Annotated in this window: 16 protein-coding genes; 4 read left to right on the top strand and 12 right to left on the bottom strand. The window is 32.9% G+C overall.

What is annotated here, in order from left to right:
* Positions 1-16 precede the first annotated feature (16 nt).
* Genes B5D14_RS01415 through B5D14_RS01430 form a run of 4 tightly spaced genes read right to left on the bottom strand, consistent with a single transcriptional unit; the run spans position 17 to position 3,859 of the window.
* Positions 17-1,384 (bottom strand): murein hydrolase activator EnvC family protein, encoded by a 1,368-nt coding sequence (locus B5D14_RS01415; RefSeq protein ID WP_078710796.1) that lies wholly within the window; start codon positions 1,382-1,384, stop codon positions 17-19.
* Positions 1,384-2,289 carry a permease-like cell division protein FtsX gene (gene ftsX / locus B5D14_RS01420; protein ID WP_078710797.1) on the bottom strand — a complete coding sequence of 302 codons (906 nt, stop codon included), beginning with the start codon at positions 2,287-2,289 and terminating at the stop codon, positions 1,384-1,386. Before ftsX ends, B5D14_RS01415 begins: the two co-directional genes overlap by 1 nt.
* Positions 2,279-2,971, bottom strand: coding sequence for a cell division ATP-binding protein FtsE (gene ftsE, locus B5D14_RS01425; RefSeq protein WP_078710798.1), 693 nt, complete (start codon positions 2,969-2,971; stop codon positions 2,279-2,281). The genes ftsX and ftsE overlap by 11 nt, the downstream gene beginning before the upstream one ends.
* 39 nt (positions 2,972-3,010) lie before the next feature.
* On the bottom strand, positions 3,011-3,859 hold the full coding sequence (locus tag B5D14_RS01430; RefSeq protein ID WP_078710799.1) for a YitT family protein: 849 nt from the start codon (positions 3,857-3,859) through the stop codon (positions 3,011-3,013).
* A gap of 84 nt (positions 3,860-3,943) precedes the next feature.
* Between B5D14_RS01430 and B5D14_RS01435 the strand changes: the two genes are divergently transcribed.
* The 4 genes from B5D14_RS01435 (at position 3,944) to B5D14_RS01450 (ending at position 8,045) form a co-directional block, all read left to right on the top strand.
* On the top strand, positions 3,944-4,387 hold the full coding sequence (locus tag B5D14_RS01435) for a VanZ family protein (RefSeq protein WP_078710800.1): 444 nt from the start codon (positions 3,944-3,946) through the stop codon (positions 4,385-4,387).
* Between the two features lie 16 nt (positions 4,388-4,403).
* Positions 4,404-5,984, top strand: a complete 1,581-nt coding sequence (locus B5D14_RS01440; RefSeq protein WP_078710801.1) for a hypothetical protein — start codon at positions 4,404-4,406, stop codon at positions 5,982-5,984.
* Positions 5,985-6,047: 63 nt separating this feature from the next.
* Complete coding sequence (locus B5D14_RS01445) at positions 6,048-7,343, top strand: metallophosphoesterase (RefSeq protein WP_078710802.1); 1,296 nt, start codon at positions 6,048-6,050, stop codon at positions 7,341-7,343.
* A gap of 84 nt (positions 7,344-7,427) precedes the next feature.
* Positions 7,428-8,045 (top strand): biosynthetic peptidoglycan transglycosylase, encoded by a 618-nt coding sequence (locus tag B5D14_RS01450; protein WP_078710803.1) that lies wholly within the window; start codon positions 7,428-7,430, stop codon positions 8,043-8,045.
* A gap of 11 nt (positions 8,046-8,056) precedes the next feature.
* Here the strand turns inward: B5D14_RS01450 and B5D14_RS01455 are convergent, their stop codons facing one another.
* From B5D14_RS01455 to B5D14_RS01490, 8 genes are all read right to left on the bottom strand, one after another.
* Positions 8,057-8,530 (bottom strand): hypothetical protein, encoded by a 474-nt coding sequence (locus B5D14_RS01455; RefSeq protein WP_078710804.1) that lies wholly within the window; start codon positions 8,528-8,530, stop codon positions 8,057-8,059.
* A 103-nt stretch (positions 8,531-8,633) separates the two neighbouring features.
* On the bottom strand, positions 8,634-9,299 hold the full coding sequence (locus B5D14_RS01460; RefSeq protein ID WP_078710805.1) for an HAD family hydrolase: 666 nt from the start codon (positions 9,297-9,299) through the stop codon (positions 8,634-8,636).
* Positions 9,300-9,301: 2 nt separating this feature from the next.
* A complete protein-coding gene (locus B5D14_RS01465; protein WP_078710806.1) occupies positions 9,302-9,856 on the bottom strand; it encodes a chromate transporter in 555 nt (184 codons plus the stop codon).
* Positions 9,853-10,395, bottom strand: coding sequence for a chromate transporter (locus B5D14_RS01470; RefSeq protein WP_078711124.1), 543 nt, complete (start codon positions 10,393-10,395; stop codon positions 9,853-9,855). The genes B5D14_RS01465 and B5D14_RS01470 overlap by 4 nt, the downstream gene beginning before the upstream one ends.
* 44 nt (positions 10,396-10,439) lie before the next feature.
* Positions 10,440-11,528 carry an SIS domain-containing protein gene (locus tag B5D14_RS01475; protein ID WP_078710807.1) on the bottom strand — a complete coding sequence of 363 codons (1,089 nt, stop codon included), beginning with the start codon at positions 11,526-11,528 and terminating at the stop codon, positions 10,440-10,442.
* A gap of 10 nt (positions 11,529-11,538) precedes the next feature.
* Positions 11,539-12,366 carry a PTS system mannose/fructose/sorbose family transporter subunit IID gene (locus tag B5D14_RS01480; protein WP_078710808.1) on the bottom strand — a complete coding sequence of 276 codons (828 nt, stop codon included), beginning with the start codon at positions 12,364-12,366 and terminating at the stop codon, positions 11,539-11,541.
* A gap of 13 nt (positions 12,367-12,379) precedes the next feature.
* Positions 12,380-13,114 (bottom strand): PTS mannose/fructose/sorbose/N-acetylgalactosamine transporter subunit IIC, encoded by a 735-nt coding sequence (locus B5D14_RS01485; RefSeq protein WP_078710809.1) that lies wholly within the window; start codon positions 13,112-13,114, stop codon positions 12,380-12,382.
* A 20-nt stretch (positions 13,115-13,134) separates the two neighbouring features.
* Positions 13,135-13,614 (bottom strand): PTS sugar transporter subunit IIB, encoded by a 480-nt coding sequence (locus B5D14_RS01490; RefSeq protein WP_078710810.1) that lies wholly within the window; start codon positions 13,612-13,614, stop codon positions 13,135-13,137.

The raw sequence follows: 13,614 nt of genomic DNA on the forward strand, positions 1-13,614 counted from the left end.
TGCCTCCTTGTTTTTATTAAAATACTTCTTCTGGTCTTACGCGGCATGGTGCTCCACGATTTGCACAGGTAGTACTTAATCCGGTATTACCCCAGCCAGCTCCAAATGCTAAGTCACCATTCCAAGATGAAATGTATTCATTAATTGACATTGAACCTAGTTTAAATACTTCAACATGGCAATGATTTCCAGATGAGTTCCCTGAACTACCTACTCGTCCAATTGTATCACCTGCATTTACAATCGTATTTTGTGCAATTGGTGATCCTTGTTGCATATGAAGATATTTGATTGCGTAAAGAGTACCATCAATTCTAGTAAGTAAATACACTTGGTTACCACCACCTCGGCTTCCACCTTGTGCCTCACCACAACTGTTTCCCATTCCACCAGTTGATGGACAACCATCTGCACTCTTGATAATAACACCATTACCTGCAGCACGAATCGCAACTCCAGCTCCTGGTGCAAAGTCTGTACCTAGGTGAGTTCCTCCATCAGGATATGCCCATGTTCCCGCTGAGATTCTTCCACCACTTACTGGTCTTACAAATCCTGAAGAACTTGGAATATTATCAAGTGATGCAGACATTGCAGCTAAATCTTTTTTGATTTGTTCAAGGTTACCTGCGATACGGTTACCTGCTGCTTCAAGTTCTGCTTCCTTCTTTTGTGACTCTTCTTTTGCTATTTCTGCACGACGTTTCATAACCATAATTTCATTTTGCTTTGTCACCACATCAGCTTTATCAACTTCAAGTTGTGCTTTATCTTCTTCAAGTTGTGCTTTTGCTACTGTTAATTCATCAATTAAAGCTTTTAAACTTTCCTTAACACTATCATCATAACTCGCAATATCACTTAATCCATTCGTTCTACGAACTAGGTCATTTAAATCTTTTGCACCCATAACGATATCAATGTATTGATTCAAACGCATCGTTGATTGATTTGCAACCATACGGTCTTTCATTTTTTGTTTTAATGCTTCAATTTCTGCTTCTTTTTGAACAATTTCAGCTTCTTTTGCAGTTATCTCTTCTGTTTTAACTGAAATTTGTTCATTTAGTGCAGCGATTTCTGCATTCAATGTAGCGATTTTTGCATTATACCCTGCAATTTCTCTTCCATATTTCTCAATATCTTTTGAAATTGCTTCTCTTTCAGCTTCAATTGCTGCAAGTTCTTCACGTAACCCACTTGAACTATTACTATAGTAATCCGCGAAAGCTTGACACGAAGTTTTTTCTTCTGCTGTCAAATCATCACGCGAACATTTCGCAACCCATTCAGCTGAGTTAGAAAAATCTTCTTCAGCTATTACTGGTACTACTATTCCTAGAATCATCAAGGAACTTAACATTAATTTAATTAACTTTTTCATTATCTCTTCCACCTCAAGTATTTAGTAACTGACAAGAAACTACCAATTAATCCAACTAACATTCCTACCCCTACTAATAACAATGAAATTTGTAATACAAACGGATGTGGCGGTATCATGATGAACATACTTGAGATTAAGATACCGTTTAATTTGGAATATGCAAAGATATATCCAAAGATGGTAGCGAAGATTGGAATGATTGCCCCTAATGCTCCAATAATCATACCCTCTACCACAAATGGTGCTCGTATAAATCCATTCTTAGCGCCAACATTTCGCATAATGGCAATTTCGTTAGCACGTGCTAAGATTGTTACTTTGATTGTATTTTGAATCAAGAATATTGCAAGTAAACTTAATGCAACTACGATGACAAAGCCACCTGTTCTAACTGAACCAAGTGCATCGACTAACATGACAGAACTTTCTCCACCATAGTTAGAATTCGCAACACCTTCAATTGCATCAATTTGTGTTTTCAATGCTTGTAGATCATTTCCATCTTTTATTTTTACATAATACGCATTATGCATTGGATTATCTTCTCGATAAGATTCAAAGATTTCTTTTTCATGCTCATCTGTAAAACTATCAATAAAGAAATTCAATTCTTCTTCTTTACTTGAGAATGTTACAACATCAACTCCTGGAAGTTCTTTTATCGCTAATCCGATGCGATCAATATTTTCCTGTGACTCATAGTTATAATCAATCATGACAGAGATTTGTACATCCCCTTCGATTTTATTCGTCATTGAGTTTACATTGACTGTAAAAATAACAAAGATACTAATAATAATTAAAGTAATTGTAACTGCCGATGCTGATGAAATTGACATTGCTGCATGTCGTCCTACTCCAAAGAAGCCTTCTTTAATATGTCGAATAAATCTACTGAACATGTTTAATATAGCCTCCTTCAGATAAGTCCGCAGCAACATGACCATTTTCTAATACGATCGTTCTTTTACGATGCTTATTTACAAGCGTGATATCGTGAGTAACCATGAGGATTGTTGTTCCTTCTTCACGATTTATCTTTTCAAGAAGTGTCATGATCTCATCTGATTTTACTGGATCTAAGTTTCCAGTTGGTTCATCCGCAATTAATACTTTCGGTTTATTAGCAATTGCACGTGCGATAGCCACACGTTGTTGTTGCCCCCCTGATAGTTCATTCGGAAATGAACTTCCTTTATCATCAAGTCCTACAAGATTCATTACTTGTCTTACACGATGACGGATAATATCTTTTTTCATATTTATTACTTCTAATGCATAGGATATATTTTCAAAAACTGTTTTCGCTTCCAACAAACGGAAGTCTTGGAAAACAACTCCAATATTTCTCCTATACAAAGGTACACGAGAATGTTTCAATTTCCCCACATTGATTCCTACAACATCAACATTTCCTTTTGTAGGTACTTCTTCTCCATCAAGAAGTTTAATTAAAGTTGATTTACCTGAACCTGTTGGTCCAATAATATAGACAAATTCACCTTGTTTGATTTCAAGATTAATATCATACAAAGCATTTACACCATTTTTATATGTTTTACTAACACCAGCTAAAGTAATCATCTCACTATCTCCTAACTAACATATTATATCACAACCATTTTAAACACGGTATCCAAAACTAAAACCTTCCCCATGGACGTCAGTTGTATCCGTAGTAATAATAAATGCCTTTGGATCTATTTCATTGATGATATCAATGAGTTGTGGATATTGATTTTGTGACACTACTGCAAGTACTACATTCTTTTCATCATTGGTATAACCACCACGTGCAAGAGTTATTGTCGTACCGCGATTTAACTTATCATGAATTTCTTTTGAAATTTTATCATATTCTGCCGAAATAATTTGTACTGATTTTGATTCCTGTCCTCCTACAACCAAAACCTTATCGATTGCATAGCTTGTTGTAAAGACAGAAATAATACCAATCAAAACAGTTTCTAAATTGTATGCAAATAATCCCAATAGAACAGTTAAGAAATCCGTAATCAAAATTAATTTTGCAATGGATATATTTGTATACTTGTGTACAACTAGTGGTGGTATATCCATACCCCCAGTACTTGAACCAGTTCGAATTACAAGTCCAATTCCAACTCCTGCAATAAGTCCTCCATAGAGTGAAGCTAGTATTGGATCAAGATTCGCTGGTGGTGTTAAAAATGAAGAAATTAGAGTTAGAAAAACCGGATAAACAAATGAACTCACTACTGTTTTAATCGCAAAATCTTTCCCCAATAAAATCCAACCCACAAAGAACAATCCAATAACCAACGCATTAACCATTACATCAGTAGGAATTTGAATAAAAGAGTGAAGTGCTACAGCAATCCCTGCAACGCCTCCTGATAAAATATTATATGGCAATATGAAAAATCCTACCGCTAACGCTAGTAAAAAATTTCCTAACAATATTAAAAAAGTATTTCTTATTTTGACCTTCATTATCCACCTCAAACTTACTGGACTATTATAACATAAACTTTTAATGATAAATATGTTAGAATACATTACGAGTAGGAGGCAAGTATGAAATTCATTCGAAGCAACTGTTGGGTACTAGTAATCTTAATGATTTGTTTTATCTTTATGAATTCCTTAACCCCTGCTGTATCATCAAAGGCATTAAGTAGTGATATTACAAATATTATTCTCAATGGATTCAATTCTATTCATGTTCAAATGGATTACGATTTCTTACACCTCATGATTAGAAAGTCAGCACATTTTACTGAGTATGCTATTCTTGGAATACTCATTATGTATGCAGTTAAGACAAAACCATTGTTTCAATCTAGCGTAGTCAATTTTACAGTTTTCTTCTTGGTACCTATCACAGATGAACTTATTCAAAAGTTCACTCCAGGAAGATCTTGTGAAATCGGTGATATGTTTATCGATGCGTCTGGTATGATTGTTGGATGTTTACTCGTACTTGGAGTCATTCATTTCTTACTAGATAAAAAGAAGTAAAATAGAAAGAGGTTTTATGAAAAACAAAAATTTACTCATTGCTATCGTTGTATTTCTAGTTTTATCGCTTGGATGTTTCTATGTTCTATTACCTGCACTTTCAATCCAATCCTATTCTTCACTTATTATTTTTGGCGGGATTTTATTTATTACTTACATGGTTTATACGATTGGTATTAATTTTACCCAACCGCTATCCACAATCAAATCTTCTTTTTACCTTATGGCAACAGTTGGAGCAATCATTATCGTAGCAGTTGTTGGTAGTGTACTAAACTCACCTATCTTTATTAGTAAGACTTATGCAAATCGTCTTGAAGTAACTACTGGTGATTTTGCAGAAGACATTCAACCTGTTAATTTAAACAACCTTCCCTTGTTGGATAAATCAAGTACTGAAAAAGTTGGAGATCGTGTTATGGGACAACTTCCTGAGCTTATTTCACAATTCGCAGTATCTGATCAATATACACAAATAAGTTATAACGGAAGACTTGTACGTGTTACACCATTGGAATATAACGGGTTCTTCAAATGGTTTGGTAATCGCAATGAAGGAATTCCTGGTTACATCATGGTTGATAGTACAACAGGAGAAGCAAGTTTAATTAAACTACCTGAAGGTATGAAATATGTAACTAGCGGATACTTTAATGACAACTTGCAACGTCACATTCGTTTTCAATATCCAACTGAGTTATTATCTACATCAGTATTTGAAATTGATGATGATGGTAATCCATATTTTATAACACCTGTATTAAAAGTTCGTTGGATTGAAATGTTACCTGATATTAAGGGTGCAATTCTAACCAATCCAATTGATGGTACATCAACATATTATGATGTAAAAGATGTTCCAAAATGGGTTGACCATGTTTATCCTGCAAATCTTGTGATCGAGCAAGCTAATTCTTGGGGGTCATATCAAGATGGTTGGTTAAATAGTTTCATTGGTCAAAAGAACGTTCGTACAACAACTCAAGGTTATACTTATCTTGCAGATGACACAGATATCTTTGTTTATACTGGTATTACATCGGCAACTGCAGATCAATCAAACATCGGGTTCATCTTAATCAACTTACGTACAAAGGAAACTAAATATTATGCAGTACCAGGCGCAGAAGAATTTAGTGCTATGGCATCAGCTCAGGGGGCAGTTCAAGAAAAAGGATATATCTCAACTTTCCCTCTTCTTATTAATTTAAATGATCGTCCTACTTATTTATCTTCTTTGAAAGATAGTGCTGGCTTAGTTAAAGCTTATGCATTTGTTGATGTACAAGATTATCAAAAAGTAAAAGTAACAGACAGTTCTCTTGGATTAGTTACTGCTGCTAAAGATTATTTACAAATGATGGGAGCCACTAATACGGAACTTGTCGTTGGTGATAAAGTAACAGGAATTGTAACTGATATTCAAAGTTTAGTACTTGATGGAAATACATACTATTATTTAACAATACAAGATGATTCAAATATCTACAAAGCCATGGTGACTTTGGATGATCATTTACCATTTATTAAAGTTGGTCAAACAATTTCATTCTCACACGCAGACAATGCCATCATCATGATTGAATCAATTCAATAGTCACAAAATCTACTAGAGGAAACTTTAGTAGATTTTTATTTGTAAACCACCTATAATAAACCTATGAAAAAACTACTATTAATCTTACTTACAATTACATTATTTGGATGCAGTCAGCCTCAGGCAGAAAACATTCCAGATACAATTCACATGGTAACTACGACTGACATCCATGTAATTGATCCAAGTCTTGTTGAAAATAAAACACTATACAATGATTTATCACTAAATTCTGGTGATGGTAGATTGCTTAATTACTCAGGTGAAATACTTCAAGCTTTTATTGATGAGATGCTAATTAAGAAACCTGAGTATGTCATCATTACTGGTGATTTAACCTTAGATGGTGAAAAATTATCTCACCAATGGTTAGCAAAACAATTGGATCAACTGGTACAACAAGGTATCCAACCTTTAATTATCCCTGGAAATCATGACATTATGAATCCATCATCAAGAACCTATGGTTCTCCTTCTACTTATACGTCTACTGTATCAGCAGAAGAATTCGCAACAATTTATGAAAATTGTGGTTATGGTAATGCACTATACAAAGATGAAAATTCATTGAGTTATGTTTATGAATTGAGAGATAATGCTTGGATACTCATGCTTGATACTGCAATGTATTATGAGAATTCAGCACTAGGTGCAGAATCTTCTGGGAAAATAAAATCAGAGACTTTTGATTGGATTGAAGAAATTGGAGCTCTTGCAAAAGAAAAAGAAGTAGAACTTATTAGTGCCACCCATCATAGTTTAATTCAACATAATTCTTTCTTTAGTTCTAGTTACACTTTATTAAATACCCTTAAAGCACAACGTATATTCGATGAACAAAACATTCGTATTAATTTAAGTGGACACCTTCATGCTCAGACAATTGCACAAAAGGAAATAGTAAACGGAACAATCACTGATATTTGTACCAGCTCTTTGTTGGTGTATACAAATCAATATGGTGATATCCATTATAAGCCATTTGAGAATTTCAAATACACTTCCAGCGAAGTCGATATTGAACTATGGGCACAAGACAATTCTGATAATGATGACTTATTGTCTTTTGAAGATTACTCTTATGAATATTTTAAGTTTGCAAGTACATCACGAGGCGTAGATCGTTTTAAGGAAAAAGGATTTACTGATGAGCAAGTAAAGGCTTTGCAAGATGTAAAAGGGATATTAAATTGTTATTATTTTACAGGAAATGTTGATGAAGTAAGAGATGAATTCAAAGCTTCTGACTTCTACAATTGGCTCATTGAACAAGATGATGATACTAAATCTTATATTCTAACCATGATTCAAGAATCACCCATCTACCCAAAGGAAATAACTCTCATATTAAATAAATGACAAAAATGTAAGTTATGTGTAAGTCAGTATTAAGGTGCTGACTTTTCTTTTGCCTTAAAATAAAGTCATAAAGGTGGTGATACCATGAAAAGAGCAATTATCTTATCCGTGATGGCTATCATGTTATTTGTATTGAGTTTATGTGCACCTATCATTAATGATGGATATGCAATGTATAAAAACGCAACTAAAGAAAAAGATCTAGCAACAATGATCCAAGAGATACGTTCTAATGAAAACTATGTGACAATTGATCAAATATCTCCTGACTACTTAGCCGCACTTATTCAATCAGAAGATCATCGATTCTATGAACATTTTGGTTTGGATGTTATTGCATTAACACGGGCTTTTGTAAAAAATATAGCCGCTGGAAAGATAAAAGAAGGTGGTAGCACAATTACCCAACAACTTGCAAAGAATCTATACTTTTCCTTCGAAAAAAAATACGAACGAAAAGTTGCTGAATTGTTTGTCGTATTTGACTTAGAAAATAATTATACAAAAGATGAAATCCTTGAATTGTATGTAAATATTATTTATTTTGGTGAAGATTGCTATGGTATTAAAGAAGCATCATTGCATTACTTTAATAAATTACCTAATCAATTAAATCAAGTTGAAATCAATGCTTTAGTTTATACAATTAAATCGCCAAACAATTATAATCCAAACAAATTAAAACTAACCTATGCAAATTAATATCCTCTTCATTATCTTTTAAGTGCTACTGATTTGTTCTTCTTTTCCAAGATGTTTAATGCATTATCTATAGCACTTTCATTCTTAGTCGAAATTACAATAATATCGATATTTGATTCTATAACTATTTTTTTACTTCCACCAAATCCTTTGCTACCTTTTATTGATTTTATCTCCAAATATTTCATGAAGACAAACTTTCTATAGCTATAAGAAATCATGAACTCTTCAAAAAATAAGGTATTGTCAATAATTTGATATTTTTGAATTTCCTCATTTGTCAATTGCATCAATATTTTATTTAACTTATTTAGTCTAATTTCAATCATGCTAACAATAAATACTTCATAGACTAGTACCGCAACAAGTAGAATCCATGAATTTATTCTACCAAAATAAAGTAAGACTAAAAGCAAACCAAAAAACAGATTAAATGCTGAATCAGCCCATACTTTCTTTGCAAAGGTATTCTTTATTTCTTTCATCATCTTCTCCTTAATTTCTAATTCATCTATAGCAAATTGTATCACACTAACAGTTTTTTATTCAAAATACAAACAAACCAAAGCATTCCTTACTTTGGTTTGTTTATTCTTCTAAAAACATGTCTTTCAATTGTTTAAAATCAATTATTGAAAAATCTGCTTTGCTTTGATCAAAATTAAATCGCTTATCTTCCTTTGCAATTACAAATAAACCCGCATTCTTTGCAGCTTGAATTCCTACTGTAGAATCTTCAATTACGATACAATTTCCTTGATTTAATCCCAATTTCTTAAGCGTATCCTGATAAATTTCTGGATTCGGTTTGCTTTCAACAAAATCTTCTCCTGAAACGATGACATCAAAATATGATTTTAGTTCTATAGTATCTAGTACTTTTGAAATTGTTTCTTTAGTACTTGATGAGGCTAATCCTATTTTCATGTTCTTACTTTTTAAATATTGAATTAAAGCACGAATACCCTCATTTTCTATTCGTTTATAATTTACATCGAAATCAATCCAAAACTCTTTATAATCTTCTAAATAAGTCTCTTCATCAGTGTAGAAATTTACGATATGATTACTCAACAATTTAAACGCATCTTTTCTAGTCTTACCGACAAGTTCTATTAATAATGATTTATCATATTCATAATTCTTAATCGCCATGAATATTTCTTGTTTGTGAATATAAACTGGTTCTGAATCTATTATTACTCCATCCATATCAAAAATGATTCCTTTAATGTTTCTATTTAATATTTTCATTTTTAAAATGCGAATAATATTCCTGTAAGTGCACAGGTAACGATAATCAAAATTGGATGAAGTTTTTTAAATTGATTAACAACAATGAGTGCACCTAATAGGAATACTGATTTCATATTAAATAAATTGAAAATTGAATCAAATTTTTGATTGAATAAAGTAATTAGAAAAATATCAATGCATGCAACCAAAATCAAAGAAACAACAGCTGGTCTTAACCCATAGAATACATCTTGTACTGTTTGATTTTGTTTGAACTTTGTTAACATATTCGCAATAATGCAAATTACAATGATACTTGGTGCAACAAGAGCAAGTGATGTTGCGATAGCTCCTGGTAATCCAAACATATGATAACCAACATATGTCGCCATATTAATACCCATTGGTCCTGGTGTACTCTCAGAGATTGCAATCATGGTGGTTAGCATTTCAGTTGTAAACCAATTATATTTAACTGCCATATCTTGTAGGAAGGGGATAGTTGCTAATCCACCACCAATTGCAAATAAACCTGTTTTGAAGAATTCAAATATTAATAACAAAAAAGTACTCATATTTTTCTTCTCCTTATATTACGAATAACAACTCCAATAAATGCTGAAAGTAAGATTGTTATAACTACCGAGAAATCAAGGAAGTATGATAGGATAAATGCACCACAAAAAATAATGATTCCCGTAGTATCTTTGATACTTGATTTCCATAGTTTAATAATACTTGTGATCATTAAATAACATACTGCTACTCGTATACCTGCCAAAGCATTTTGTACTATTGTGATTTGTGCAAAATTACTTAATGCTGTTGCAATTAAGCTAATAATGATAAGACTGGGTGTTATCACACCCAGTGTCGCAACAATTCCACCCAATACCCCTTTTTGATAATAGCCAATAAAAGTTGCTGTGTTTACTGCAATAATACCTGGTGTGCATTGACCTATTGCATAGTAATCCATAACTTCTTCTTCTGTTGCCCATTTGTGTTTCTCAATAACCTCTTTTTGAATCATAGGTAACATTGCATAGCCACCACCAAATGTGAATAAACCCATTTTGAACCACGAAACAAACAAATCAATATATATTTTCATACCTTCACCTAAAAAGGAAGGGATGCAGCGCATCCCTATCACCTTTATTTACTTCCTAATAAATAGTGGAAATTTCTGATCTTTGGTATATTTGCATTAATACCTAAATCTTTAGATAAGAAGAATGCTAAGCATTGTAAAGGAATAATGTATTCAAATGCACAGAATTCTTTATCATTTACAAATTTGAAATCCATATCTTTAGAACTGTTCACCCCTAAATCACCAATCATAAATTGATGTGAAGAGTAATCACCCATAAAGTTTTTCAGTTTAACGGAGCGTTCTTTAAATTCATCATCTTGAGCTAGATAAACCAAATGAACTCCTTCATCAATCGAATGATAAATACCATGCATAAATTCTTCTAATTCATATCCTTCAATACCATAGCGAACTGCTTCTTCAATTTTCAAACGACCTTCTAATATATTACCAAAGTTATTTTTATAACCCACTAGAAGAATTCTCTTGGCTGTTAAGAAATCTTCACGGTTTCGATTATACCAATTGATCGATTCATTGATTACATGATCTAAATTCTCTACAATCTTGTATAATCTTGCTAATACTTTGTTATATTCATCCAAAGTAATCGTATTGAGTGCTAATCCTGTTTCTAATGCCATAACTACTAACATCATCATTGTTGCTTGATATCCTTTAGTTTTTGGTCCTGCCACTTCAGTTCCACAAGCTAAACATAAAGCAATATCTGAGTAAGCAGCTAGCTTAGAATCTTTACCAGCTTCTGTTAACGAAACCGTTTTACATCCGTGATCTTTTGAATATTCCAATCCTTGAATTGTAGATTTGCTTTCACCACCTTGTGAAATACCAATAACGACTGTTTTTTCATTAAAAACAGATGTAAAGTTTTTATACAACAATGGATAGTTTGCATCTACTGTTACTTTTAAAGTTCTTTCCATAAAAGCTCTAGAAGATAATCCACCATGATATGAAGTCCCTGATCCAATAATAATTACTTTTGAATATTTATTCTCTACAAAATCATCTACAAATTCTTTTGTATATTCTTTTCTATTATCTAGAATGTTTTTTAATACAGTTGGAGTTTCGTGAATATACTCTAACATTGCATTTTCTGATATAGTATCGTAGTTATCCATTTTACACCTCTTATCCAGCTACAACTGGTGCCAAGAAAGGCACACTTTCTAATAATACTAATAAAATTGCTAATCCAATAAGAAGGAACATAACTTTAGTTGTGCTCATTCCTTTTTTCATTAAATAGTAGCAACCAAATGTTAATGCTAATGGAAGCATATTTGGCATTAATGTATCAAATAATGATTGAATTGCATAAGACACATTACCAAATGAGAATGTAACTGATGTGGTAACTTTAACCATGCTTGAAATCATTGCTCCTACAACTACAGATCCAACAATTTTAGCTCCGGCAGTTACTTCTTCAATTGTTCCACTTCCCATTGCTCCACTTAAGAAATTCATTCCTTGTTCATAACCTAATTTTAGTCCATATTTACGTACTAAGAAGTTAGGAATATTATGAATTAACCAGAAAATAATTGGTCCTAGATAATTTCCTTCAAGCGCCATAGCAACACCAATACCTAATCCCACTGTTCTAAGTGTTCCCCAGAATAATCCATCTCCAATTCCAGCAAGTGGTCCAATTAGTGCTGTACGTACCGCTGCAATTGAGTCTCCATCCATTTCTGGATTTCTATGTTTCTCTTCCTCCATCGCAAGAACTACACCTTGAATGAAACATGTCATTTGTGGACTTGTATTGTAAAACCCTGTATGACGAGTTAATGCTTCTTTAAATCCTTCTGGATCATCATGATAAATTTCTTGTAAGCCAGGTACTAAACTATATAACCAACCTACTGTTTGTTGACGTTCATAGTTGAAACATCCTTGTAGAGGAAATGAGCGCCAAAATGTACGTTGCATTGTTTTTGATGTTAATGTCATTTTCTTATCCTCCCTATGCTGAATGCTTTCTAGTTTGATAAATTGCTACTGCAATAATAACCCCAATAAATGTAATTCCTAATAAACTCATACCTAAGAATGCGTTGAGTACAAATCCTAAGAATAGATATACTGCTGTTTGTTTATCAAACATAAAGTTCATTAATAGAGCCATACCTAAAGCAGGTAATAAGCTTGCTGATCTTGATAATCCACTAAGAATAACTTGTGGAATATAGTTAACAATTGTTTGAACTACATCTGCTCCAAAATAACATCCCAAGAATACTGGTAATGCTGTAAGAGCAAAGAAGATCCATGCACCTTGCCATAATGCTCCATCAATTTTTTTAGTATTGCCTTCTGCTGCAGCTTTGTCGATTACGATATTGTAACGAACGTTAATCATACGACATAAGATACCTAATGCTTGTCCAAGGATTGCCATAGGCATTGCTAATGCAACTACTGTTTCAGCATCTAATCCTGCTGTAATTGCAAAGAATGTTCCCATAACTGCACCGATAGTTGAATCCGGAGGAGTTGCTCCACCAATACCAACAATACCTAAGAAAATTAATTGCAAGCTTGCCCCCATGATTAATCCAGTATAAGGATCCCCCATGATAATACCAACTAATACCCCTGCACATAATGGAACTTCAGCTAATGTTTGTCCAAACACACGTCCATCCCAACGTAATAACCCTGCTAGAATTGAAACTAGAATACATTGAATTAAAAACATAATTATTCTCCCCTTTCGATTTATAATTTAGATGCGATTTCTTTCAATGAAACACGTTTTTGATCTGGTTTTGTTTGTTGATAAATTGTTCTGTCTAGTTTTTCAATTTCTTTTAAATCTTCAACATCTTTTTGATCAACAAATACTTTTAATGTAACTTGTTTCTTACCATTTGAAGATCTCATTGCACCAATATTTACTTCATGAATTGCTTCACATCCTTGTACAAGTTTTAATGCGTTTTGTGCATTAGCACACACAATAAATATTTTTTCTACATCATGTGAACCATCATTCACATACTTAATCGTATCTTCCAATGTTAATACATGCATTGTTACTCCCTTTGGTTTTGCAAGGTTCAATGTCATCGTAAGCATTGGATTTGTTGCGTGTTGATCATCTGCAACAATTACTGTATCAGCCCCTGTATGAGATAACCAAAGAACAACAACTTCTCCATGAATCAATCGATCATCAATTCGTAATTGCTTAATCAT

The organism is Anaerorhabdus furcosa (assembly GCF_900167375.1).
GTDB classification, from domain to species: domain Bacteria; phylum Bacillota_I; class Bacilli_A; order Erysipelotrichales; family Erysipelotrichaceae; genus Anaerorhabdus; species Anaerorhabdus furcosa.

What these genes read in the sequence shown, in the direction of transcription:
- B5D14_RS01415 (WP_078710796.1), bottom strand. Translation starts at nt 1,384, where the DNA reads ATGAAAAAGTTAATTAAATTAATGTTAAGTTCCTTGATGATTCTAGGA.
- ftsX (WP_078710797.1), bottom strand. Translation starts at nt 2,289, where the DNA reads ATGTTCAGTAGATTTATTCGACATATTAAAGAAGGCTTCTTTGGAGTA.
- ftsE (WP_078710798.1), bottom strand. Translation starts at nt 2,971, where the DNA reads ATGATTACTTTAGCTGGTGTTAGTAAAACATATAAAAATGGTGTAAAT.
- B5D14_RS01430 (WP_078710799.1), bottom strand. Translation starts at nt 3,859, where the DNA reads ATGAAGGTCAAAATAAGAAATACTTTTTTAATATTGTTAGGAAATTTT.
- B5D14_RS01435 (WP_078710800.1), top strand. Translation starts at nt 3,944, where the DNA reads ATGAAATTCATTCGAAGCAACTGTTGGGTACTAGTAATCTTAATGATT.
- B5D14_RS01440 (WP_078710801.1), top strand. Translation starts at nt 4,404, where the DNA reads ATGAAAAACAAAAATTTACTCATTGCTATCGTTGTATTTCTAGTTTTA.
- B5D14_RS01445 (WP_078710802.1), top strand. Translation starts at nt 6,048, where the DNA reads ATGAAAAAACTACTATTAATCTTACTTACAATTACATTATTTGGATGC.
- B5D14_RS01450 (WP_078710803.1), top strand. Translation starts at nt 7,428, where the DNA reads ATGAAAAGAGCAATTATCTTATCCGTGATGGCTATCATGTTATTTGTA.
- B5D14_RS01455 (WP_078710804.1), bottom strand. Translation starts at nt 8,530, where the DNA reads ATGAAAGAAATAAAGAATACCTTTGCAAAGAAAGTATGGGCTGATTCA.
- B5D14_RS01460 (WP_078710805.1), bottom strand. Translation starts at nt 9,299, where the DNA reads ATGAAAATATTAAATAGAAACATTAAAGGAATCATTTTTGATATGGAT.
- B5D14_RS01465 (WP_078710806.1), bottom strand. Translation starts at nt 9,856, where the DNA reads ATGAGTACTTTTTTGTTATTAATATTTGAATTCTTCAAAACAGGTTTA.
- B5D14_RS01470 (WP_078711124.1), bottom strand. Translation starts at nt 10,395, where the DNA reads ATGAAAATATATATTGATTTGTTTGTTTCGTGGTTCAAAATGGGTTTA.
- B5D14_RS01475 (WP_078710807.1), bottom strand. Translation starts at nt 11,528, where the DNA reads ATGGATAACTACGATACTATATCAGAAAATGCAATGTTAGAGTATATT.
- B5D14_RS01480 (WP_078710808.1), bottom strand. Translation starts at nt 12,366, where the DNA reads ATGACATTAACATCAAAAACAATGCAACGTACATTTTGGCGCTCATTT.
- B5D14_RS01485 (WP_078710809.1), bottom strand. Translation starts at nt 13,114, where the DNA reads ATGTTTTTAATTCAATGTATTCTAGTTTCAATTCTAGCAGGGTTATTA.
- B5D14_RS01490 (WP_078710810.1), bottom strand. Translation starts at nt 13,614, where the DNA reads ATGATTAAGCAATTACGAATTGATGATCGATTGATTCATGGAGAAGTT.